This window comes from Paraburkholderia kirstenboschensis (assembly GCF_032806925.1).
GTDB lineage: Bacteria > Pseudomonadota > Gammaproteobacteria > Burkholderiales > Burkholderiaceae > Paraburkholderia > Paraburkholderia kirstenboschensis.
This window is the reverse complement of sequence record NZ_CP136511.1, coordinates 684,563-706,161: the sequence shown is the minus strand read 5'-3', so window position 1 is coordinate 706,161 and position 21,599 is coordinate 684,563. Positions and strand designations below refer to the sequence as shown.

Sequence of the window (21,599 nt, the reverse complement as noted above, 5' to 3'; positions counted from 1 at the left end):
GGGCGTCCGCTGGTCCCTTGCTAGCAGCCGTTGATACACAGACATTTCCTGTGACCGTTCCGGGGTCGACCGGCGCCGGATGCGGATCGATGACAGGCAGGCCACAACGCCGGTTTGGCATTCGCCCGCGTTTGTTTAGTCGATCCCCGCTCCCAACCAACCTGTGATCAAGGTTACTTCATAGCGCGCTTGCGTCGCGAGACGCCATTGGGCCGAATATCGGACATCACCTCGCAACGGCCGATGCCGACGCCGTTGCCAGCTCGACGGCTTCGACAAGGCACGCCACAATCGACTCCATCGCTGCCCCCGGTCCGAGCACCGCAAAAATGCCATTGCGTTTGAGCAAACGTGCGTGCTCGTCCGGAATGATGCCGCCAACCACAACCGCTGCCCTCGGTCGACGGACACGCAGCGTGCGCACGACCTCGCCAACAAGGTCAAGATGCGCACCCGATAAGGACGAAATGCCGACGGCATCGGCCTTCGCTGCGATGGCGTCGTCGACCACCTCTCCGGGCGAGCGGAACAGCGCGCTGAGCGATACGTAGAATCCGGCATCGGCCAATGCCGCCGCGACGGTCTTTGCACCCCGATCGTGGCCGTCCTGCCCCACCTTTGCGATGAGCACCCTGGGCAAGCGTCCGAGGCGCCCGGCAAGAGCACTGACACGATTGCATGCGTTACGCCATGCCGCATCGACCATTCGCGCTTCGCCGTAGATTCCGCTGCTAAAACGACTGGGCATTCTGTAGCGCGGCCAGACAGCCTCCAGCGCGCGCGTGCATTCGCCGATTGTCGCGCGCGCGCGGACACACTCGATGGCGAGGGCCAGCAGGTTGCCGGTGCCGTCACGCGCACCGTCAGCGAGTGCCGCCAGCGCGCGCGAGACCAGAACATCGTCGCGCTGTGCTTTTAGTTCTGCGAGCTGCCGAATTTGCCGGGCACGAACCCGCCGACCGTCGATCTCGAGACAGTTAGACGGCGTATCCGCATCCGGTGATCGAAACCGGTTCACGCCCACGACGACACGCTGCCCTGCATCGATCCGCGCCTGCGTGCGTGTTGCGGCTTCGTGAATGTGCTGCTGTACCCAACCCGAGCGGATCGCTTCGACGACGCCCCCTTGCGCAGTAATTTGCGTCATCAGATCACGCACGCGCCGGGTAATGTCGTCGGTAATCGACTCCATCATGTACGAGCCCGCCCACGGGTCGATAACATCGCACAGGCCCATCTCATGCTGCATGATCAACTGCGTGTCACGCGCGAGCCTTGACGCATCCGCACTTGGGAGTGCAAGCGCTTCATCGTACGCATTGGTATGCAACGACTGGGTGCCGCCGAACACGGCGGCCATCGCCTCGATCGTCGTCCGGACGATGTTGTTCTGTGGATGCTGCGCAGTGAGCGACCATCCCGACGTCTGGCAATGCATGCGCAAAGCTTGCGCTCTGGCCTCACGTGCACCCAGTTCGCTCATTATCCCGGCCCAGAGAACCCGAGCGGCGCGAAGTTTGGCGATCTCCACAAAGAATTCGGTGCCAACGCCAAAAAAGAAACTCAGCCGCTCGCCGATGCGCTCGACATTCATCCCACGCTTCACGAGGGCATCGACGTAGGTGCGCGCATTGGACAGTGTCAGCGCGAGTTCGAGTACCGCGTCCGCGCCCGCTTCCTGAAAGTGGTAGCCCGAGACGGACATTGCATTGAAGCGCGGCGCGCGTTCGGCCAGGTACTCGACGACGTCCGCAACGATCCGTAAGGACGGCTCCGGCGCGAATATCCAGGTATTGCGCACCATGTATTCCTTCAGGATGTCATTCTGGATCGTACCCGTAAGGGCCTCCGTGCGCACGCCACTTTCTTGCGCTGCCACGATGAATGCAGCCAGTACGGGTAATACAGCGCCGCTCATCGTCATCGAGACCGACACCCGATCGAGCGGAATCTGCCGAAACAGGCGCTTCATGTCCTCGACGCTGTCAATTGCGACTCCTGCCATGCCGACATCGGCCACCGCGGCAGGATCGTCCGAATCGTAGCCCCGATGCGTCGGCAGATCGAAGGCGACCGATAAACCCTGTGCTCCTTCGGCAAGCGCCGTTCGAAATGCAAGATTCGAATCTGCCGCGTCTGCATAGCCAGCGTATTGACGGATCGTCCATCGCTTCTGCGTATACATCGACGCATGGGGCCCTCGCACGAAGGGCGCCTCACCGGGTCGACTGCCAAGATGCGACACCCCTTCAAGATCGCTCGCCGTATACAGCGCTTTAAGCGGAACCGAACTCGGCGCGTGCCGTACCGCGTCACGACTTTCATCGGCGAAGTCCCGGTTGCCGCCCATATCGCCCTCGCGTTTCATCGCTGCCTCCAATGCTTGCTTGTTACTACGTCGGCAATCTTCTGCTGGTCGCTGCCACGACGAAGCTCGCACCAATGGAGGAGGCCGCGCTCATCCTTATGCTCCGCGACCACGCGCAGTCCAAGGGTGTCACCAACATTAATGTTGCCGTAGAAGAACAACTCGCGGCCTGCGATAACGGGTGGCTCGTGGAACCGGTGGCGCTGCCATTCGGCACGGTCAACAAAGGACTGAAAGCTTGCAAAGTAGAGGAAATCCGCACCGTTAAAATCGTTGTTCGGACATGGCAGAAAATCGATCCAGTCGTTCCCGACACGATCGGCGCTGGTGAAGGGCAACCGCTCGTCCCACTGCCCGGCGCGAAACTGCTTGCCACGCCACGCCATGTCCACTGCGTCCGCCGGGGGAGTCGCTGTCGGGCCTCCCATTGCCGCGAACGTCGCGCGTGTCACCGAACGGTTGTTGCGCAGCTCATGCCGCCGCACGAACGTCGACGACATCGACACGATGGCGCACTCGCCATTGCCCGAAACCAGACGGTGCCGGCTAAAGTGGCGAGCCGGACCGGTTCGGGAAAGCTCAGTACCAAGCTCGAAATCGTCGTTCTCACCGATTGCGTGGAGCGTTGCCCCCGTCAATCTGATTGCGGTGAAGGCCGCATACGATTTGCTCCCACCGTCATCGACGAAATCCGGCGCGCGCCGGCCGGCATCCTCCGCCAGCGCCTCCCAGTGGCGATGTCCGCATTCCTTGATCAGCCAGTTTTCGGACAGCCCCGTATAGGCCAGTTGTGGCATCCCGGCGCGATAGCTCTGTGTCGTTTGCTGCATGCGCTTCAGGCCGCTACAGTGTCGCAAGAGGGCGTTCGCTCGCGGAGGCTCTCGAGAATTGCCTGGGTCACGTAGTCGGCATCGCGCGCGATGCCAGAGAAACGCCCTGAGCCCCATGTATGCAGCCACGGCAAGCCGATGAAGTAGAGCCCCTCAACCGGCGTGATGCCGCGCGTGTGCGCCGGATAACCGCGGCCGTTGAACACAGGCGCATCTATCCAGCTGAAGTCCGGCGTAAAGCCAATGCACCAGATAATCGATGTAATGCCGCTGCCTGCGAGTTCGAGTGTCGTACGCTCGTGAGGCGGCTGCCATAGAGGCTCATAGACACCGCCGGGCGGTGCATCAATACCGTTCTTTTCAATGAAGCCATCGATGCTCGCGTTGATGCGGTTATAGGTATCGTCCGCATCGTCGAGATTGGCGGTGAGGTTCGGCGCGAAGTGCAGCCGCCCGTCGCGCAGGTCGTCGAGCCGTCCGTATAACTCCATCCCTTCGGCCGCGAACTTGCGCAGATCGATGTCGCGTCCGCCGTCGCGGCCGGTCACATAGTGATTGGTGTTGTCACGCACCCCTTCACGCAAGGGATGCTTTTCCACCGGCATGTCGTAGTATTTCATGTCGGCCAGCCAGTCCACCACATCGCGCCCGCGGTAAAAGCGCGCACAGCGTGGCGCCTCGCCGACGGCGAGCACCACCTTGCGGCCGGCCAGATGCAGGTCCTCGGCAATCTGCGCACCGGACTGCCCCGATCCCACAACCAGCACCGCGCCGTCGGGCAGCGCCTGCGGATTGCGATATTCCGACGACTGCAACTGGACGACCTGCGCGGGCAGGCGTTCAGCCATGCGCGGCACGATCGGCGTGTGATAACCACCCGAGGCCACCACGACTTGATCGGCGGTGTAATCGCCCTGGCTCGTCGCTACCGCAAAGGTGCCGTCGTCCTGCCGCTTCACGCGTTTGACCTGTGTGCGCTCGATTACCGGCGCATCGACCATTGCGATGAAACCGTCGAGATACGCGATGATTTCGTCCTTCTTCATAAAGCCATGCGGGTCGTCGCCCCGGTACGGATATCCGGGCAACGCGCATTGCCAGTTCGGCGTGACGAGACAGAACGCGTCCCAGCGCTGGTTGCGCCAGGTGTGCGTCAGAGTGTTCTTCTCGACGACGAGGTGGTCGACGCCGGCCTGTTTCAGATAGTAGCTGATCGATAGACCGGCCTGCCCGCCACCGACGACGAGCACGCTGTAGTGCCTATTCTCGCGCGTCCCGGCGCTTAAGGAGTGCGCTGTGTTCGACATGATGCGTCCTTGCAAGTAAAAAATCGGCTCACCGTCGCGGCGCTGCCGCCCGGCGCACCAGGTTCAACGGTTCATCCTGGGTTCAAAGCAGTTCGATGACCTTGACGGTCGCGTCCGGTCTATGGCGAAAGCGGTCTGCATCCTCTTCGATCTGCGCGAGCTGATCCATCGCCGCCGAACAGGCAAAACCATACTTCTGCCGCACGCGCTCCGAGGCAATGTTGAGTGCCTCGCGCGAGCGTCTGACAAAATCGTCGAGCGGATAAGCATGGCCCGACGTAAAAAACTCGCTGACCACCTGCGACGGCGAATAGCAATTCGCTTCTTCCCCGTCGGGCCATTGAATCCGGAAGTGCATGACAGGCATAGAAATTCCCTTTTGCTGATGACTTAGTGAGTGGCAAGCGGCTGGTGTGCGAGCCACGCGCGATAGGCGTCGACATGACGGCGGGCGCTAGCCTCCCAGCTAAAGTGGGCAAGCAGCGCAGGCACGGCATGAGCAAAATCGGTCGCACTATCATCGCGAACCACGCGCAGCAGCGCTGCGGCAATCGAATCGGCGTCGGTAGGACTGGCCCAGAAACAGGTGGCGTCATTGAGGTATTCGATGAACGGCGCGATCGCCGACGCCACCACCGGCGTGCCGCACGCGAGCGCTTCGAGGACAACCAGGCCGAAACCCTCGCGCACCGACACCATCGCCAGCACATCCGCGCTCCGGAACAAAGCCGGCATCGCGGCGTCTTCGAGTGGCCCTGTGACCACGATGCTTTCGTGCGTTCCGATGGACAAACCGTACTGCCCCGCGCGCTGGACAAAACGCCGCATGTACGCGTCGTGGTCGAGGAGACTGGCACCGCCCGCGATGACAAGCTGGGCGAGCGGCAGGGCGCGGCGCACCAGGGCAAACGCATCCAGCAGCGCCAGCGTGTTCTTGCGCGCTTCGACGCCGCCCACCGCGAGGACAAGCGGCCCCGCTCCGAGTCCCAGCCGTTGTTTGAGCGCCTCGTCTGCGGGTCGCGTCTGTGAGGTATAACGCGCTGTGTCGACTCCGTTAGGCACCGTGACCGCGGCGATTCCGTAACGACGCAGCATCTCGCGGGCCCACGTGTTGCTCACACAGAAAACCTGGTCGGCGTCGCGGTACGCGCGTGCTTGCCATGCCGCAAGACGCGGATCATCGAAGTGATCCAGGTGGTGCACGGTGCGCACGAAACCGCGTATCGCACCTTCTTCCTTGAGCTCAGCGAGTGCATTACCGCTGATGCTGTCCTCGGCGTGCAAGACGTCGAAGGCCGTGGGGCCGTGCGCCCGCACACTCATCTTCAAGGCGCGGATGCGCGCATCGACCAGCGCAACGGTACCTGCCTGCGAGCCCGTGACCGGCGCGTACACCACGCGGCATGGCGGCGTACGAAATAGCGTTTCGCCGTTCGTAGCCGGTGCGAACACCGTGACGTCATGTCCTTGTGCACTGAGTGCGCTCGCCAGCTCGATCGTATGCACAACGCCGCCGCGCGGATTGACCGAGTGCGTCAGCAGCGCTATCCGCAATGCGTCCATGCTCATCGCGGCACCTGGTCGGCCGGGACGATAAACGGCTCGCCGCTGAAGTCCCACAACACTGCCACATCGTCACCGCGATGGACGACGGCCTGACGCGTTGCGTCTACTGTCCCAATCTCCGTGCAGGCCAGCGAGCGCGCCTCAAATTGCGCCCGCACGCGTTCGACGTACGCTTCACGCACCGAGAGCAGGTAGCCGAAACTCGGAAACGCGGTGACCCAACGCGCGAGCGGCACGTCAGCCGGCTTCGGGATCGCATCGAGATCGATGCGAGCGCCGACCTGCGAACATTCGAGCAACATCAATGCCGTGCCCAGCGTACCCGCCATGCTGATATCTTTCGCTGCATCACACAGCCCGTTCTCGGCTAACCACGGCAACAACTCAAGGTCGTCGCGCAGACGCACAGGCGACGCTCCGACTGAAGCATTCCAGAACGGATAGGGTTCCTCGAAGCGGCCGCGCAGATCGACCGCCATCAGCAGGCGGTCGCCCGGTCTTGCGTTGAAACTCGACAACAGCGCGTTAGCGCGGCCCAGAATCGACACCGCCAGTTGCGCCTGATCGCTTCGCGCATTGGTGTGTCCGCCGACAATCGGCACGCCATACGCCACCGACGCCGCGGCCATGCCGGCCAGCACCTCGTGCGCCGCTTCGATGCCATCGCTCCATAGCGCATCCACAACAGCGAGCGGCCGGCCGCCCATCGCATAGATATCGCTGACATTGACCATTACGCTGCTGTAGCCGGCAAACCAGGGCATGGCCTGCACGAAGTCGTTGACCATGCCTTCGATGGCGAACAACAGGTAAGCGTCACCATCCGGCAACGCTGCGCAGTCGTCGCCTAACGCCACCGCCTGGCCGAGATCGCGCGCGCCACCCGGCAAGCGGTCCGCCAGCGACGACACTACGCCGGCAATATCGGTCTTGTGTCGAAAGCCGCGGCTTTCGCGCAAGCTAGTGACCAGATCCGCCAGACTCATGACCCGCTCCGCGATTGCGTGACAAAGCCGCTGCGCGGTGTCGTACACGGCGGGTAGTGCTGAAGCTGCGCTTGCATCAGATGATGCGGACGGCCGAGCATCCTTTCCTCTGCAAGTACATCCCAACGCAGACGGCGAAACAGCGGCACATTCTGGCTCTGCACATGCGCGAGGAATGTCTGACAACCAAGCGCATGCGCGCTCGTCACGGCGAGACGGATCAGCGTTGCACCAATCTTGCCGTGACGGCGAAACGCAGCGTGCACGGCGAGCCGCGAACCGAACCAGACGCCAGGCTCTTCCTGATGGATCCGCACCGTGCCGACCACCTGCTCGGGCATCCCGGCAATACAGCTCACCGCCACCAGTTGCTGCGCACGCTCGTCGATCTCGTCGCGGTCGTCGCCGACGAAGATGCCCTGCTCGATGCAGAACACCGCGCGCCGCAGTTTATAGGCTTCATTGGCTTCCCACTGCTGCGTGGTCCATTTGATCCGGTATTCGGTAGGCGTGTAAAACGCCGGCGCAACATCCGGGTCGTTCCGTTCACTCGATGCACCCGCAATCGCTTCGCCAAACATGATCACACCTCGTACGAAGACAGGGACGAGCACGCACCGCACTTGCCGCAGCCGGCCTTGATGTCCGCTGAGCGCATTTCAGCCGCAGCAAGCATTGAGCCGAGCGGCTGCAGCACCGACTGCATGAACTCCGGCGACGGCGCCGGATGATCTTCAAGCGGCGTACCGCTGATCGGCACGAATGGCACGACGAACGGATACACGCCGAGGCCGATCAGCTCGCGCGAAATCCCAAGAATCGCTTCGGCGGTGTCACCGAGTCCCGCGAGGATATAGGTACTCACCTGTCCCCGACCGAACACCGCGACCGCCGCCTTGAACGCATCCATATAGCGCGACAGCGGCACGCCCGATTTACCCGGCATGATGCGTTCGCGCAACGACGGCGTCACCACTTCGAGATGCATGCCGAGCGTATCGATGCCGCTCGCCTTCATGCGCGCGAACCATTGATCGTCGTCCGGTGGTTCGCATTGCGCCTGGATTGGCAGATCGACCGCGGCCCTGATCGCGAACGCGCTCTCGCAGAGAATCTGCGCGCCACGGTCGCTGGTGGGCGGCGTGCCGGTTGTCAGCACCATATGCTTGACACCGTCCAGCAGCACCGCCGCACGCGCGACTTCTGCAAGCTGCTCCGGTGCCTTGCGCGCAATCGTGCGACCCGCAGCAAGCGATTGACCGATCGCGCAAAACTTGCACGTCTTACGGCGGCTCTCATAGCGAATGCAGGTTTGCAGCACGGTGGTCGCCAGCACATCGGCGCTGTGCAGCGTTGCGATGTGCGAGTACGGCACGCCGTCGAGCGTCTGCATGCCGTAAAAGCGCGGCGCCTTCGGAAAGCTGATGTTGGCAATCGGAATCGTGCCGCGCAGCAATGCGCTGGTGCCGCTTGCATCGGCAGGCGCGGCGACGAACGGCGAATGCCACGCCGTGTTCGTATGCACCGGCACCATGATGGTCACGCCATCCACCGTCACTGCCTTGTGATCGGACGGTCCCGCGCCACCGCGCCGGCTGGCGACGCCGGTACCAGGATCGGCCAGCCGCAAGCCGACCGACTGCAATTCAGTCATCAATTGCCGGCTCGCGGCCGGCAAGGTCTCGCTGGAATTCATCGCGGCATCCCATGGTTGAGTTGAAATCGGTGCTGGACGTGGCGTTCCACGCATTGCCCGGCGGCGGCATCGGCGACACTGTCGTAGCCGGCCGTTCGTTGATGGCGAGGCTCAGCAATTCGGGCCGCGCATAGTGGCCGACCGAATCCATCATGCGTTTGCGTTTGGTAATCAGCGCCATGTCGAGATCGGCGATCACCATGCCTTCGCCTTCACGCAGCGGCGCAGCCAGATGCTGCCCCTCAGGTGACACGATTGCCGTATTGCAGCCGCCACGCAGCGCCTTTTGCAGATTCGTATCAGTCGTGACAGATGCAATCTGCGCTTCGGTCAACCACCCGGTTGCGTTCACGACGAAGCAACCCGACTCGAGCGCGTGATGGCGGATCGTCACTTCGATCTGCTCGGCGAAAATCGGACCCACCAGCGAGCCCGGAAACTGGCTGCAGTGAATTTCCTCGTGCTGCGTCATCAATGCGTAGCGGGCGAGCGGATTGTAGTGCTCCCAGCAGGCCAGCGCACCCACGCGTGCCACACCGGTTTGCACGACCTTCAGTCCCGCCGCATCGCCTTGCCCCCAGATCATCCGTTCATGGAATGTCGGCGTGATCTTGCGGCGCTTGAGCAACAGTTGCCCATCCACGTCGAAGATCAGTTGCGTGTTGTACAGGCTGCCGTAATCGCGCTCGTTCACGCCGAGCACGACGACCATGCGGTGCAGGCGGGCACGCTCTGCCACCGCCTGCGTCACGGGCCCGGGCACCACCACCGCTTCTTCGTAAAGCCGCATGTGATCGGCGCCCGAGGCAACCGGTGGCCGCACGAACGAAAAGTACGGGTAATACGGCACGAAGGTCTCGGGGAACACGATCAGCTGCACGCCTTCGCGCGCGGCCTGGTCGATGGCTTCGCAGACCTTGTTGAGGGTACCGTCGCTGCGCTCGAAGTCCGGTGAAAGCTGGACCGCGGCCGCTCGAACAATGCGTTTTTCAGACATGGTGATGGCCGCCTGTGCTCAGACCGTCCAGGTGTGGATGATCAGTGCGTTGTCCTTGCGATGCAGAAGCTGGATGTCCAGCACATCGAGCGGGCTGATCGGGCGAATGCCTTCGATCAGCGACGCTTCGCCATGCCCATACAGCGCTTGCAATGCGAAACGGCACGCGTACACCTTGCCGCCTTCTTCCATGAACTTGATCAGTTGCTTATTGAAGTTCAGATGACCCGGGAATGCTTCGTCGCCGAGCGTCGGGAAACCACGCTGCAGACCGAGCGTCACGCCCGGGCCATAGAGCAGCACCGAGGTTTCGAAACCTTTGCGCTGCAGACGCGTGGCTTGCAGAAGATTGACGAAGCCGATCGAGCCTTCAAATGCCACCGTATGAAACGTGACAAGCGCCTTTTCACCTGGCTCGGCCTTCACGTCTTCGAAGACTTTCTCTTCGTAGTCGACGAGATAGTCGCCCTTCTGATGCAGCGGTTTGTTGACAGCTGGCATGGCACTCTCCAATGTGATTTGCGTGAACGGGAAATGAAACGTCATATCAAGGCGCCGCTTTACGTTTGCGGCGAGCCCGATAATGCAATGCCCGTGCCACTTGGCGTCAGGGCGAATGCGATCACTGTCCAATCAAGCAGACGATCATTCGTCAAACGCGCCCAAAAATTTTTTGGCGCGAAGGTTGCGTACAGTCAGGCGTGCCAATGGAAGCGGCCGTGCGGGCGTTGATCGCACCAGCCGGGTGCGATTCTGATGGTGCACGCGCGCCGATGAGGTGCAGTCCTTCACCGCAATCGAGCCAACCGTCGATCAAATCAATCCAATTAATCCGATCATTCGAGCCAGGTTATGCGATCACTTTGCGGCGCTGATTCGAACATACATGACGTCTTTTCCGATAGCCTTCTAGTTCCAGGAACACCATGAACACCATGAGCAGTCCCACTCACCACTGGATCAAACGTCTTGCCGAAATCCGCAAACCGGCTTATGTCGCGATCGCGGATCTAATAGAAGAAGATCTCGCGAGCGGACGCCTGCGCCCGCGCGACCGACTGCCGGGCCTGCGCGATCTGGCGGACGAACTGGCACTGAACTACACCACCGTGGCGCGCGCCTATGCCGAGGCGAAAAAGCGCGGCCTGCTCGATGCGCGCGCCGGCAGCGGCACCTTCGTGCGCGGCCGCACCGCGACGCTGCCGCTAAGCGGTGGCAGCAGCATCGAAATGACGATGAACACGCCCCCAGAGCCCGCTGACTACGCCGCACACTTGCGTGAATCCGCCGCCCGTCTGATGGCGAATAGCGACCCATACCAACTGTTGCGTTATCAGGATTTCGGCGGCACGCCGGCCGACAAAGGGGCGGGCGCGGAGTGGTTAAAGCGCCGCCTAACCCATTGCTCGCCGGACAACGTGCTGGTGTGCCCGGGCATTCACAGCGCGCTCGTCGCACTCGTCTCGCAGCTGGCACGTCAGGGCGCAACAATCTGTCTCGACACGCTCGCCTATCCGGGCATCAAGGCGATCGCAGCGCAACTGGGCGTGCGCTTGCAGGCGCTCGCACGCGACGACGAAGGGCCACTGGCGCATGCGTTCGAAGCGCTCTGCAAGACCGACAAGCCGAGCGCGCTCTATTGCAATCCGACGCTGCAGAACCCGAGCACGCTGACGCTCACGCGAAGGCGGCGTGAGGCGCTCGCCGATGTGGCGTTGCGCTATAGCGTGCCGATCATCGAGGACGATGCATATGCGATGTTGCCGCAGCAAGCGCCGGACACGCTGGCGAGTTTCGCGCCTGAGCTGACTTACTACATCACGGGAATGTCGAAAAATCTCGGTGCCGGGTTGCGCGTGGCGTATCTGCACGCTCCGACTCCGCGTCAGGCGCAGCGCCTGGCGGGCGCACTGCGCGCGACCACCGTGATGGCGAGTCCATTTACGGTGTCGCTCGCCACACAGTGGGTTGCCGACGGCACGGCGCAAGAGATGCTCAGCGCGATTCGCAGTGAGTCGAAAGCGCGCCAGGCGATTGCCGCTCGCGTGCTCGGCGCGTCGTCCTATGACGCGCATCCAGACGGCTTTCATCTGTGGCTGCCGATTCCCCGCGAAGGCGGCTGGAGTGCTTCCGAACTGGCGCTGCAGTTACGTAGTCAAGGCATTGCCGCTGTCGCCGCCGCAGCGTTCTCGACCGACGGTAATCCACCCAACGCGATGCGCATATGTCTGGGAGGCTCGAAGAATCGGATCGAATGCGAGCGGGCGCTGCGCGTAATCGCCGAAACGCTCGAGCATCCGCATCTTCTGCATTCGCCAGTGATGTGAAGTAACCTGGTCGGCGCTGATACGATCAGATGGCGCAACATGAAACACGCAGGATCGGACTCGTCTGGGTCGATGCGCGGTCGGTCAGCCCGCGGTAACGCATGGCTTAAGATGACTCCCCCAATCCGTTTACCGACGTGTTGTCCGGATGTGAACAAGCCCAGTCTGTCACAGCGTGCCCATCATCTTCATCACAGGCAACGACAATCCCGCCGTTCGCGAGAAGGCTCTCGCGCAAGGTGCCGCGGGATATCTGACAAAACCCGATAGCCGACGCCGCGCACGGTCACGATGTGCTCCGCTGCCAGCTTGCGCCGCAGATAAGAAACGTGAACTCGTTGTCGCCTATTACAATCCCGGCGTCATGAAAACGCGCGATCGCGGCGCCGAGACACACAGGCCGAGGCCGCGACTCGCCGTTGCCCACGCTGCGGTCGCAACACTGCGATAAAAAGGCATCAGTACCGCCGCGCGTTCACCGGGTCGATTCCGGGCCCACTCTGACAGAGCGGTTTCGCGCGTCAGCGCACACTGAACACCTGCAGTCCCGCCATCGCCGCGTCGGGGCCCTTCGTATGAACGACGTAGAGCCGTTGGAGCGATGGAATGTAGACCGAGGTCTTCCCGCCGAGCGTGTCGAGATGCTGTTTGACCGCGTATTGATGCGGCCCGACAGAGTCGACGACATCCAGACCAGTCGAACCTGTGATGTAAAGGTGGCAATGGACTGCGTCAACAGTCATGTCGTCCGACGTGTTGACGATGTTTAGCGACTGGATGATCGAGCCGTCGCTCGCATTCATCACGAACAGCTTACCGGGGTCGCGCGAACCGATAAACAGGCGCCCGCTCTTCGGGTCGAAGGCCATGGCCGAATTTCGGCTCGGGCCAGGAACATGCCAGGTGGCCGTCAGTTTGCGCGTACGCAAATCGATCACGCCGACTTCGTTTTTGTCGCGCATGTTCACGAACAGGCGATGCGTCGCCGGATCGATTGCCATGGCTTTCAATTGGCCGGCCGGCACGTCGATCCGGCCCACCACGGAATGGTTCTTAAGCGAAATCAGCGTGATGTAGGCATGATCCTGATGTGACTGTGCACCGCCATTCCCGATATAAAAGATGCCGCTTTTACGGTCCGCAATACCGGAGTCGGGTTGCGGGGCGAGGGCGATGGTTTTCCGGACCTTGAAGCGCGTCGTGTCGACTACCTTGAGGGCCGCATCGCCTGCGTCGGCGATCAGCAGTTCCTTGCCTCCATTTGCGAGCAGAATCTTGTGCGGCGCTTTCGCAACCGTTCTGATACTCGCGATGTGCCTGCCATCTGGCAGGCTGAACGCTTCGATGGATCCATATGCCTCGGCCGACACGTAAAGACGCGAGCGGGACAGATCGACTGCGAAATGATCGAAGTCGCCGCCGGTTATGTTGGGCAACGGAGTGCCGGAAACAGGCCTGAGTGGCACTGTGGCTAGTTCGGCCGCGAATGCGGTCGATGCCATGCAAAGGCCGGCGGCCGCCAGCAAGAAAAAAACGCGAACCCTCATGAGTTTGGTCGCAAAAAATCCCCGGGAGTCGAAACATTGGTGATCGCGGTTGCGTGTCTCGTATAGGCGCGCGTTCGCATTCGATTGCAGATTGAACTTCACTTCTTCGCTACTCCTCTCTGACGACATATTCAACCCTCCGCACCGTTTCGATGTTATCCGCGCGGAGCTTCCTGCGAAGGTCCGAGATGTGAACCTGAATCGCATTGCTCTCCACTTCCTCTTTCCACCCGTCGATGCAGTCTTCGAGCGTTGACGACGACTGAAGGAGTGCGATCGCCTGTCGCGCATGATCGAAAGCGTCCTGTTTCTGGCTCGCGCTGAACATCCGCAGTTCGTCAAACGCATGCGCGAGTTCGACACCGCTCAGGAGTTGACGCACATCGCCGACTACTTCGAAGGCATCGCCGAAGAAGCGGATGTCACGGTGCGCGTGAGCGGCGCGGCGTCCCTGAGCGCGGACCTCGAACTGTTCCGCCGCGCTGTCAGCAACCTGCTCGCCAACGCGATCCGCTATACGCCGCGCGGCGGCGAGATCCTGCTCGACGCCGGCATCCGCCGGCGCTGTGCGCATCACCCTGTCAAACCCGGGGCCGCCGGTCGCGGCCGAGCATCTCGAGCGGATCTTCGACCGCTTCCACCGGATCGATCCGTCGCGCAGCATGTTGCCTTCCGCGGGTTTGTCGCAAGCCTCCACGGGCTCGACCGGACTCGGTCTTGCCATCGTGCCCACCATCATGGAATTGCATGGCGGCACCGTGCGTGCGGAAAGCAACGTGCACGGCACGCGCTTCATTCTCACGTTCCGGCGGACTGCGTAACCGAGCGCATTTCGGACTGCCCCGCGGGCCGCATCGCACGCTTGCCGGCAACCGGGTCAATGCCGGCTTCAGCGCCGGGCTTCGCGGCAACCGCCGCAGCCGCCACATCAGCCGCCGTTGGGTTCGCGCCAACGTCATGCCACGTGCCGCCCAACGCCTTTAGCAACAACACGCTCGACTCCAGCCGGCGCGCGGCGATCTGATCCGCCGTACGCTCGTTCGTCAACGCGATCGTCTGCGCGGTCACCACGTCGAGATAGCTGACCGCGCCCGCGTTGTAACGATTGGTCGTGAGGCGCAACGACAGATCGGCGGCGCTGGTCGCGCGCTGCTGGCTGGCGGCTTCGTCCGCGAGCGAATTCAGCGCCGAGAGGTTGTCCTCGACCTGCTGGAACGCCACCAGCACCGACTGCCGGTAATCGGCGACCGTGCCGTCGTATTGCGCGGTCGCGCCGTGCAGCGTGGCGCTGCGCTGGCCGCCGTCGAACAGCGTGCCGACGAGTTGCGACCCGATCGACCAGAACAGGCTCGGCGCGCTCAGCCACGGCGCGAAGAAGGTGCTTTCCAGCCCCGCACTCGCCGACAGCATCAGATCGGGGAAGAACGCCGCATGCGCCACGCCGATCTGCGCATTCGCCGCCGCCACGCGCCGTTCGGCAGCGGCGATATCGGGCCGCCGCTCGAGCAGCTGTGAGGGCACGCCGACCGGAATGGCCGGCGGCGCCACTGCCGAGCCGTTCGGCGGCAGCGCAAAGGTCGAAGCAGGTTCGCCGATCAGGGTCGCGATCGCGTGCTGCATCTGCGCGCGGGTCACGTCGATGTCGGTGTCCTGAGTGCGTGTCGCTTCGAGCTGCGTAGTGGCCTGAGCGACCGCGGAGGCGTCGATCGCGCCGTTCTTCAACTGCTGCTGGAGCAGATTCAATGCATGGGCGTACGCCTGCACGCTGTCGTCGAGCAGCTTTTTCTGCGTATCCAGCGAGCGCAGCGCGAAATAGTCGACGGCGAGATCGGCGCTCATCGACAGACGCACCGCTTCGAGGTCCGCCGCGCTGGCATCGGCATTAGCCTGCGCACCCGCGACGCTGTCGCGCACGCGGCCGAACAGATCGGGCTCCCAGCTCGCCGACACGCCGGCCGAATAGTCGGGCACGGTCTTGCCCGCGAGCGAGCGTCCCTGGACGTTCTGCGAGATCCGCGAGCGATTCTGGGCCGCGCCGGCGGTGATGGTCGGGAAGAACCCCGCGCGCTGATAGTCGACCATCGAGCGCGCCTGCTGGACTTGCGCGACGGCCTTGCGCACGGTCTGGTTCGAGACGTCGACGCGCGCTTCGAGCTGGTCCAGCACGGGATCGCCAAAGATCGTCCACCAGGGCCCGCGCGGCGCCGCGTCGGCGGGCGCCGCCTGCGCCCAGCCGGGCGTGGCGCCCGCGAATTGCGAGGGCACGTCGACGGCGGGCCGATGATAGTCGGGTAGCGTAGAGCAGGCGGCCAGCGCGCCGGTCAGCGCCACGGCCAGCGAGCGCCGCAGCAACGGGCAACTAAAGGCAAAAGACATGGCAAACATCCTTACGATGACGGGCGCTCAGCTATGCGTGGCCGGCGCGATCTGGACGGCTTGTCCCGCATTCAGCGAATCGCCCGGGTTGTCGATCACGCGATCCGTGGCCACCAGCCCGGTGGTGATTTCCACATGTGTGCCGAAATCGCGGCCGATGTGCACAGTCTTCAACGCCACCTTGCCGTTGCCGTCGACCACCGCCACCGTCACGCCATCCGGGCGAAACAGCAGTGTGCTGACCGGCAAATCGAGCGCGGGCGTCGACGATTGCAACTCCAGATGCACCTGCACATAGGCGCCCGGCATCAGCGCGCCGTCCTTGTTGTCGACGTCCACCTCGACGCGCAACGTGCGGCTCGCCGGATCGATCGAGCCGGTGCTGCGCGCCACCCGCCCGGCAATATGACGGCCGGGATACTGCTGCGCGGTCAGATAGACGCCGGTGTCCGGCGTGATATACGGCGCGTCGTTCTGCGGTACATCGACGAAGACCCGCAGCACGCCGGTCTGCTGAATATGAAACAGCTCGCCCGAGATGCCGGCGGTGCCGGGCGTGCCGCCGGCCGTCACCAGCGCGCCGACATCGACGTGGCGGGCGGTGATCACGCCGTCAAACGGCGCGGTGATTTTTTCGTACGAGACCAGTTCGGCCAGATGCGCGACGTTCGCCTGCGCGGACGCCAGCATAGCGCGGCGCGCTTCCATGTCGCTGGTTTTCGTATCGGCGTCCTGCTGCGCGACCGACTGCGTTTTCAGCATGTCCTGCCAGCGCTGCGCGGTGGTCTTCGCATAGTCGTAGTTGGCCTGCGCGGTGCTTTCGTCGGCGCGGGCCTGGCGCAGTTGCGCGTCGAGGTCGGGGGCGTCTATCGTCGCGAGCGTCTGACCGCTTTTGACCTGGGCGCCGATGTCGCTCGTCCAGTGCGCCAGATAGCCGCTCGTGCGCGCGTAGATCGACGCTTCCGCGAACGGCGTGACCGCGCCGGGCAACAGCAACTCGTTCGACGCCGACGCGGGACGCGGCATGACAATCGATACGCTGAGCGCGCTTTGCGCCTGGGTCTGTTGCGTCAGTGCGGCGCTCGCGGAGACACGCGGCAGGATGCCGGCGAGCAGCAAGGCGGCCGCAAGGCCGGTCAGGGCGAGTGGCCACAGACGCCGGCGTGGTGCCGGGTGCGCGGCCGCTGCGGGCGATTGGGCTGCGCTTGCCGCCGCATTTCCCGCGGGATTTTCCACGTTACGGTCAGCGCGGTTCGCGGATGGCCCGGCGCGATCGTCGAGTTCGGGCGGAAGAGATGAATCGTTCATGGGGAGGCTCTCGTCGGAATCAATGGATGCGGGCGGCAAGGTCGGCTTCCTGCGTGCTCTGCCGGGCGGCGCGGCGTTTGTCCCGCCACGCATGCACCATCCCGTAGACGACCGGTACGAACAGCAGCGTGGAGACAGTGCCGAGCGCGAGGCCTCCGATCACCGCGCGACCGAGAGGGGCATTCTGCTCGCCGCCGTCGCCGAGGCCGAGCGCCATCGGCAGCATGCCGATCAGCATCGCCAGCGCGGTCATCAAGACGGGGCGGAAGCGGCTAAAGCCCGCTTCCAGCGCCGCCTGTAGGGGCGGCTTGCCGCCGTGGTGCAGTTCGCGCGCGGTGTTGATCACGAGAATGCTGTTGGCCGTGGCGATGCCGATACACAGAATGGTGCCGGTGAGCGCCGGCACGCTCAGCCGGGTCCCCGTGCTGAACAGCATCCACGCGATGCCCGCGAGCGAGCCCGGCAAGCCGCTGATCGTGATGAACGGATCGAGCCACGACTGGAAATTGACGACCATCAGCAGATAAACCAGGGCGATCGCGAACACCATGCCGCTTGCGAGACCGGCGAACGAGTCGTGCATCGCCTGCACCTGGCCGCGTACGACGATCGACGCGCCCGGCGGCAATTGCGGCCGGATCTGGTCGACCAGACGGTTCACGTCAGCGGCCACGCCGCCGAGGTCCCGGCCTTGCGCCGAGGCGAAAATGTCGAGTACGGGTTGCACGTTGTAGTGCGAGACGACGGCCTGCTGGCTCACGCGCGACAGCGTGCCAAGCGCGCCGAGCAGGTTCTGTGGCGCAGCGCCGGCGCCGTTGGCAAAAGCGGCCGCGCTACTGGCAGCCGAAGCCGCGCTGCCGCCTGGCGCCACGGGAATATTGGCCAGCGCCTGCAGCGAGTCGATGTCGTACTGTGGGGTCATTGCCACCAGTGGATAGCTGACGCCGTTCTTCGGATCGAGCCAGAAATTCGGCGTGGTCTGCGAGCTGCCCGACAGCGCGATCAGCAGATTCTGCGACACGTCGCGTTGCTGCAAGCCCGCCTGGATCGCCCGTGTGCGGTCCACGTTGACGTTGATAGCCGGCTCGTCGCCCGGCTGCTGGATGCGCGCGTCGACGAGGCCGCGCACGCCACGCAGTTGCGCGAGCAGGCGGTTAGCCACCACGCGGTTGGCAGCGAGCTTGTTGCCGACGATCTGGACATCGATCGGTGCCGGCAGGCCGAAATTCAGAATCTGGCTGACGATGTCGGCCGGCAGGAAGGCGAAGCTCACGCCGGGGAAATCCTTGGCGAGCGTCGTGCGCAGCGTCGCGACATAGGCCGCGGTCGGCTTGTGTTTTGCCGCGAGCGTGATCATCACGTCGGCGTCTTCGGGGCCGATCGGGTCCGATGAATCGTAGGTGAGGTTGATGCCGCTCACCGGCACGCCGATGTTGTCGAGCATCGCGGACATCTCCTGTTTGGGAATCACGCTACGCACCCGGGCTTCGACCTCATCGGTGAGGCTCGCGGTATCTTCGATCCGTGTGCCGGTAGGGGCGCGCAAATGCAACCGGATTTCGCCGGTATCGACAGACGGAAAGAAGTCGCGTCCGGAAAATGGCACGAGCACGAGCGAGCCGATGCACAGCAGCAGGAAGATTGCGATGAAGCGGCGCGGGCTGGCGATCGCCGCGCTGAGCACACCCCGGTAGCGTTCGCGCAGCAATTCAAAACGATGCTCGAAGGCGGCCTGAAAGCGCACGAGTTGCGCGATCGGTCCGTTGCCCGTCACGGGCGCATTGCTGCGCGGCTGCATCAGGTACATCGCGAGCGTGGGGACCAACGTGCGCGAGAAGAAATACGAGGCGATCATCGCGAACACCACCGCTTCGGCGAGCGGCACGAACAGATAGCGCGCGACCCCGGAAAGCAGGAACATCGGCACGAATACGATGCAGATCGACAGCGTCGACACGAAGGTCGGCACGGCGATTTCTCCCGAACCGTTCAGGATCGCGTCATGCAGCGGCTCGCCATTCTCCAGATGATGCGTGATGTTTTCGATCGCGACGGTGGCATCGTCGACGAGAATGCCCACGGCGAGCGCGAGGCCGCCGAGCGTCATGATGTTGATGGTCTGGCCGAGCGCGGTCAGCCCGATCAGCGAGGTCAGCACGGCGAGCGGAATCGACACAGCGATGATCAGCGTGGCGCGCCAGCTGCCGAGAAACAACAAGATCATCAACGCGGTCAGGCAGGCGGCGATCAGCGCTTCGCGCGCGACGCCGACCACCGCGGATTTGACGAACACCGACTGGTCGGACAACGCCGTGATGTGCAGCGCGCTCGGCAAGCCGGCCGCAATATGCGGCAGCATCGCTTTGACCTGCTGGATGATTGTCAGCGTCGACGTGCTGCCGGATTTCTCGATGGTCAGCAGTGCCGCGCGCTTGCCGTCGCTGCGCACGATGTTGGTTTGCGGCGCATAGCCGTCGCGCACATGGGCCACATCGCGCACATACACCACGCCGCCGGCCACCGTTTTGATCGGCAGATCGTTCAGCGCGGCGACCGTGTCCGTGCTGCCGTTCATCTGCACGTTGTATTCCTTCGTGCCGATCTTTGCCGTGCCGCCCGGCAGGATCAGGTTTTGCGCGTTCACGGCGTTAACTACGTCGAGCGGCGCGAGGCCCTTGGCCTGCAACGCGCGCGGGTCGATATCGACCATGATCTGCCGGACCTTTCCGCCGAACGGCAGTGGCACGGAGGCGCCCTGCACAGTCGCGAGTTGCGTGCGAACCTGGCTATTACCAAGGTCGTAAAGCTGCTGCTCGGACAACGTGTTGCTGGAAAGCCCAAGTTGCAGGATCGGCACCGTCGACGCGTTGTACGTGATGATGTTCGGCGGCAGCGTGCCGGGCGGCAGCACCCGCAGGATCGACGCCGAATTGGACGCGGCCTCGGCGATCGCTCGATTGATGTCCGCACCCTGATGGAAAAAGATCTTCACCACTGAAACGCCGTTCAGCGATTGCGACTCGATGTGCTCGATATCGTCGACGTCGGAAGTCAGCGCGCGCTCGTAATTCGATGTGATGCGGTTCGCCATGTCCTGCGCGGAGAAACCGTTATAAGACCAGACGATGCTGACCACCGGAATATCGATGTTTGGAAAGATATCGGTCGGCGTGCGCAGTATCGAGAGCGGGCCGACGATAAAGATCAGCACGGCGAGGACCACGAATGTGTAGGGCCGGCGCAGCGCGAGCTTGACGATCCACATGACGGATTCCTGAAAAGAGGCAGATGGAAGCGCCCGTCTTTTCAATGCAACGGACGGCGCATGGCATGCGCTTCATGAGTCAGGAGTGTGCTGGCCGGGGGCTTACCAGCTGCGGTCCGGTAAATTACAAGTCTGTTATCTGGAGTTTTTTCATCGCCTGCGTGCGGTTAACAGAACCGTAATCCGCAGGTCAGTGTGCCGACAGGTGAAATGACAAGAATGTGAAGCGTGGTTCAGGCCACTCATTTCTTGCACGCCATCGGAGAGACATCATGAAACTGCTTACCGCTTTTGCCGTTACCGCCCTCAGCCTGTCGTTCGGCAGCGCCGCATTTGCGCAATCCAATCCGCCGGGACTGACGCATGCGGAGGTCATGGCGCAACTGCAACAGGCCCAGGCCGAAGGACTGGTCCCGTCCCACGACAACGACTATCCGCCGTCGCAAGCCACGATCGCCCGCAATCGCGAGATCTACGCGATCCAGCACCGCACGGACGGGGCGTTCGAGGTGAACACAGCTGGGATGCCGGGGGATCATTCCGCCCCGGCCTCGAACTGATGCCCGGATGGTTCAACATGCCAAACCCGACGCCTGCGTGGGCGCCGACAAGATTGGCGAACGTGTCGTGCATCCCATCGAAGACAGTCATCTCCCCGCCGAAGTACGTCCCTTCACTGTGGCGATCAACCGCCTGCTCGCCCGTGCGGGTCAGGCGATGGAATCTCAGCGCCGCTCTATCGCCGACGCGGCACACGAGTTGCGCTCGCCGCTGACCGCGCTCTCGCTGCAGGCGGACCGACTGGCGAACGTGGAAATGTCTGCGCCGGCACGCGAACGGCTGACAGTGCTGCGCCAAGGGATCGAGCGCGGCCGAAACCTGCTGGACCAACTGCTGACGTTGGCTCGGGCGTAGTCCGTTGCCGACTTGCAAAAATCGCTCGTATCGATCCACAGCATCTACCGTCGTGTACTGGAAGATCTGATGCCGTTGGCTGAAGCCAAGCACATCGACATCGGGGTAGAG

19 protein-coding genes and 1 pseudogene are annotated in these 21,599 nt (G+C 63.1%); 4 read left to right on the top strand and 16 right to left on the bottom strand.

Annotated features, from left to right (window positions below; genetic code table 11):
• Positions 1-226: 226 nt before the first annotated feature.
• The 10 genes from scpA to RW095_RS03510 all read right to left on the bottom strand — a co-directional run bounded on the left by scpA (position 227) and on the right by RW095_RS03510 (position 10,251).
• Positions 227-2,368, bottom strand: coding sequence for a methylmalonyl-CoA mutase (gene scpA / locus RW095_RS03555; protein ID WP_394365041.1), 2,142 nt, complete (start codon positions 2,366-2,368; stop codon positions 227-229).
• Positions 2,365-3,198 (bottom strand): Pnap_2097 family protein, encoded by an 834-nt coding sequence (locus RW095_RS03550; protein ID WP_317016445.1) that lies wholly within the window; start codon positions 3,196-3,198, stop codon positions 2,365-2,367. Before RW095_RS03550 ends, scpA begins: the two co-directional genes overlap by 4 nt.
• 5 nt (positions 3,199-3,203) lie before the next feature.
• Complete coding sequence (locus RW095_RS03545; RefSeq protein WP_317016444.1) at positions 3,204-4,505, bottom strand: MSMEG_0569 family flavin-dependent oxidoreductase; 1,302 nt, start codon at positions 4,503-4,505, stop codon at positions 3,204-3,206.
• A gap of 82 nt (positions 4,506-4,587) precedes the next feature.
• Positions 4,588-4,872, bottom strand: a complete 285-nt coding sequence (locus RW095_RS03540) for an MSMEG_0570 family nitrogen starvation response protein (RefSeq protein ID WP_317016443.1) — start codon at positions 4,870-4,872, stop codon at positions 4,588-4,590.
• A 23-nt stretch (positions 4,873-4,895) separates the two neighbouring features.
• A complete protein-coding gene (locus tag RW095_RS03535; RefSeq protein ID WP_317016442.1) occupies positions 4,896-6,074 on the bottom strand; it encodes an MSMEG_0565 family glycosyltransferase in 1,179 nt (392 codons plus the stop codon).
• On the bottom strand, positions 6,071-7,057 hold the full coding sequence (locus RW095_RS03530; RefSeq protein WP_317016441.1) for a sll0787 family AIR synthase-like protein: 987 nt from the start codon (positions 7,055-7,057) through the stop codon (positions 6,071-6,073). The genes RW095_RS03535 and RW095_RS03530 overlap by 4 nt, the downstream gene beginning before the upstream one ends.
• Positions 7,054-7,638, bottom strand: coding sequence for an MSMEG_0567/Sll0786 family nitrogen starvation N-acetyltransferase (locus RW095_RS03525; RefSeq protein WP_317016439.1), 585 nt, complete (start codon positions 7,636-7,638; stop codon positions 7,054-7,056). Before RW095_RS03525 ends, RW095_RS03530 begins: the two co-directional genes overlap by 4 nt.
• A 2-nt stretch (positions 7,639-7,640) precedes the next feature.
• Entirely contained in the window at positions 7,641-8,711 is a 1,071-nt protein-coding gene (locus RW095_RS03520; protein WP_317016729.1) for an MSMEG_0568 family radical SAM protein, read from the bottom strand.
• A complete protein-coding gene (locus tag RW095_RS03515) occupies positions 8,704-9,750 on the bottom strand; it encodes a Nit6803 family nitrilase (RefSeq protein WP_317016438.1) in 1,047 nt (348 codons plus the stop codon). The genes RW095_RS03520 and RW095_RS03515 overlap by 8 nt, the downstream gene beginning before the upstream one ends.
• A gap of 18 nt (positions 9,751-9,768) precedes the next feature.
• Positions 9,769-10,251, bottom strand: a complete 483-nt coding sequence (locus RW095_RS03510; RefSeq protein ID WP_317016437.1) for an MSMEG_0572/Sll0783 family nitrogen starvation response protein — start codon at positions 10,249-10,251, stop codon at positions 9,769-9,771.
• A 434-nt stretch (positions 10,252-10,685) separates the two neighbouring features.
• Between RW095_RS03510 and RW095_RS03505 the strand changes: the two genes are divergently transcribed.
• Positions 10,686-12,077 (top strand): aminotransferase-like domain-containing protein, encoded by a 1,392-nt coding sequence (locus tag RW095_RS03505; RefSeq protein ID WP_317016728.1) that lies wholly within the window; start codon positions 10,686-10,688, stop codon positions 12,075-12,077.
• A gap of 191 nt (positions 12,078-12,268) precedes the next feature.
• On the opposite strand, the gene RW095_RS41225 is transcribed toward RW095_RS03505, so the two are convergent.
• The 3 genes from RW095_RS41225 to RW095_RS03495 all read right to left on the bottom strand — a co-directional run bounded on the left by RW095_RS41225 (position 12,269) and on the right by RW095_RS03495 (position 13,952).
• Entirely contained in the window at positions 12,269-12,385 is a 117-nt protein-coding gene (locus tag RW095_RS41225) for a hypothetical protein (RefSeq protein WP_394365069.1), read from the bottom strand.
• A 213-nt stretch (positions 12,386-12,598) separates the two neighbouring features.
• Complete coding sequence (locus RW095_RS03500; RefSeq protein WP_317016436.1) at positions 12,599-13,513, bottom strand: YncE family protein; 915 nt, start codon at positions 13,511-13,513, stop codon at positions 12,599-12,601.
• A 220-nt stretch (positions 13,514-13,733) separates the two neighbouring features.
• The gene (locus RW095_RS03495) at positions 13,734-13,952 is read right to left on the bottom strand and encodes a helix-turn-helix domain-containing protein (RefSeq protein ID WP_317016727.1); all 219 of its coding nucleotides are present in this window, start codon (positions 13,950-13,952) and stop codon (positions 13,734-13,736) included.
• On the opposite strand from RW095_RS03495, the pseudogene RW095_RS03490 reads away from it, so the two are divergent.
• Positions 13,887-14,445, top strand: a pseudogene (locus RW095_RS03490) (ATP-binding protein); the annotation flags it as partial. The gene RW095_RS03495 and the pseudogene RW095_RS03490 overlap by 66 nt on opposite strands.
• Here RW095_RS03490 and RW095_RS03485 read toward each other — a convergent pair.
• From RW095_RS03485 to RW095_RS03475, 3 genes are read right to left on the bottom strand one after another with little or no spacing between them, the layout of a single operon-like run.
• Positions 14,423-16,000, bottom strand: coding sequence for an efflux transporter outer membrane subunit (locus RW095_RS03485; protein WP_394365040.1), 1,578 nt, complete (start codon positions 15,998-16,000; stop codon positions 14,423-14,425). The pseudogene RW095_RS03490 and the gene RW095_RS03485 sit on opposite strands and share 23 nt — an antisense overlap.
• Before the next feature lie 27 nt (positions 16,001-16,027).
• Positions 16,028-17,308, bottom strand: a complete 1,281-nt coding sequence (locus tag RW095_RS03480; RefSeq protein ID WP_317016433.1) for an efflux RND transporter periplasmic adaptor subunit — start codon at positions 17,306-17,308, stop codon at positions 16,028-16,030.
• A gap of 19 nt (positions 17,309-17,327) precedes the next feature.
• Positions 17,328-20,573 (bottom strand): efflux RND transporter permease subunit, encoded by a 3,246-nt coding sequence (locus tag RW095_RS03475; RefSeq protein ID WP_317016432.1) that lies wholly within the window; start codon positions 20,571-20,573, stop codon positions 17,328-17,330.
• Between the two features lie 272 nt (positions 20,574-20,845).
• Between RW095_RS03475 and RW095_RS03470 the strand changes: the two genes are divergently transcribed.
• Positions 20,846-21,133: a DUF4148 domain-containing protein gene (locus tag RW095_RS03470; RefSeq protein ID WP_317016431.1), complete on the top strand. Its 288-nt coding sequence runs from the start codon at positions 20,846-20,848 to the stop codon at positions 21,131-21,133.
• A 37-nt stretch (positions 21,134-21,170) separates the two neighbouring features.
• Positions 21,171-21,488, top strand: coding sequence for a histidine kinase dimerization/phospho-acceptor domain-containing protein (locus RW095_RS41220; RefSeq protein WP_394365039.1), 318 nt, complete (start codon positions 21,171-21,173; stop codon positions 21,486-21,488).
• Positions 21,489-21,599 lie beyond the last annotated feature (111 nt).

What these genes read in the sequence shown, in the direction of transcription:
- RW095_RS03495 (WP_317016727.1), bottom strand. Translation starts at nt 13,952, where the DNA reads ATGTTCAGCGCGAGCCAGAAACAGGACGCTTTCGATCATGCGCGACAG.
- RW095_RS03535 (WP_317016442.1), bottom strand. Translation starts at nt 6,074, where the DNA reads ATGAGCATGGACGCATTGCGGATAGCGCTGCTGACGCACTCGGTCAAT.
- RW095_RS03480 (WP_317016433.1), bottom strand. Translation starts at nt 17,308, where the DNA reads ATGAACGATTCATCTCTTCCGCCCGAACTCGACGATCGCGCCGGGCCA.
- scpA (WP_394365041.1), bottom strand. Translation starts at nt 2,368, where the DNA reads ATGAAACGCGAGGGCGATATGGGCGGCAACCGGGACTTCGCCGATGAA.
- RW095_RS03485 (WP_394365040.1), bottom strand. Translation starts at nt 16,000, where the DNA reads ATGTCTTTTGCCTTTAGTTGCCCGTTGCTGCGGCGCTCGCTGGCCGTG.
- RW095_RS03525 (WP_317016439.1), bottom strand. Translation starts at nt 7,638, where the DNA reads ATGTTTGGCGAAGCGATTGCGGGTGCATCGAGTGAACGGAACGACCCG.
- RW095_RS03475 (WP_317016432.1), bottom strand. Translation starts at nt 20,573, where the DNA reads ATGTGGATCGTCAAGCTCGCGCTGCGCCGGCCCTACACATTCGTGGTC.
- RW095_RS03470 (WP_317016431.1), top strand. Translation starts at nt 20,846, where the DNA reads ATGAAACTGCTTACCGCTTTTGCCGTTACCGCCCTCAGCCTGTCGTTC.
- RW095_RS03540 (WP_317016443.1), bottom strand. Translation starts at nt 4,872, where the DNA reads ATGCCTGTCATGCACTTCCGGATTCAATGGCCCGACGGGGAAGAAGCG.
- RW095_RS03515 (WP_317016438.1), bottom strand. Translation starts at nt 9,750, where the DNA reads ATGTCTGAAAAACGCATTGTTCGAGCGGCCGCGGTCCAGCTTTCACCG.
- RW095_RS03530 (WP_317016441.1), bottom strand. Translation starts at nt 7,057, where the DNA reads ATGAGTCTGGCGGATCTGGTCACTAGCTTGCGCGAAAGCCGCGGCTTT.
- RW095_RS03510 (WP_317016437.1), bottom strand. Translation starts at nt 10,251, where the DNA reads ATGCCAGCTGTCAACAAACCGCTGCATCAGAAGGGCGACTATCTCGTC.
- RW095_RS03545 (WP_317016444.1), bottom strand. Translation starts at nt 4,505, where the DNA reads ATGTCGAACACAGCGCACTCCTTAAGCGCCGGGACGCGCGAGAATAGG.
- RW095_RS03550 (WP_317016445.1), bottom strand. Translation starts at nt 3,198, where the DNA reads ATGCAGCAAACGACACAGAGCTATCGCGCCGGGATGCCACAACTGGCC.
- RW095_RS03520 (WP_317016729.1), bottom strand. Translation starts at nt 8,711, where the DNA reads ATGACTGAATTGCAGTCGGTCGGCTTGCGGCTGGCCGATCCTGGTACC.
- RW095_RS03505 (WP_317016728.1), top strand. Translation starts at nt 10,686, where the DNA reads ATGAGCAGTCCCACTCACCACTGGATCAAACGTCTTGCCGAAATCCGC.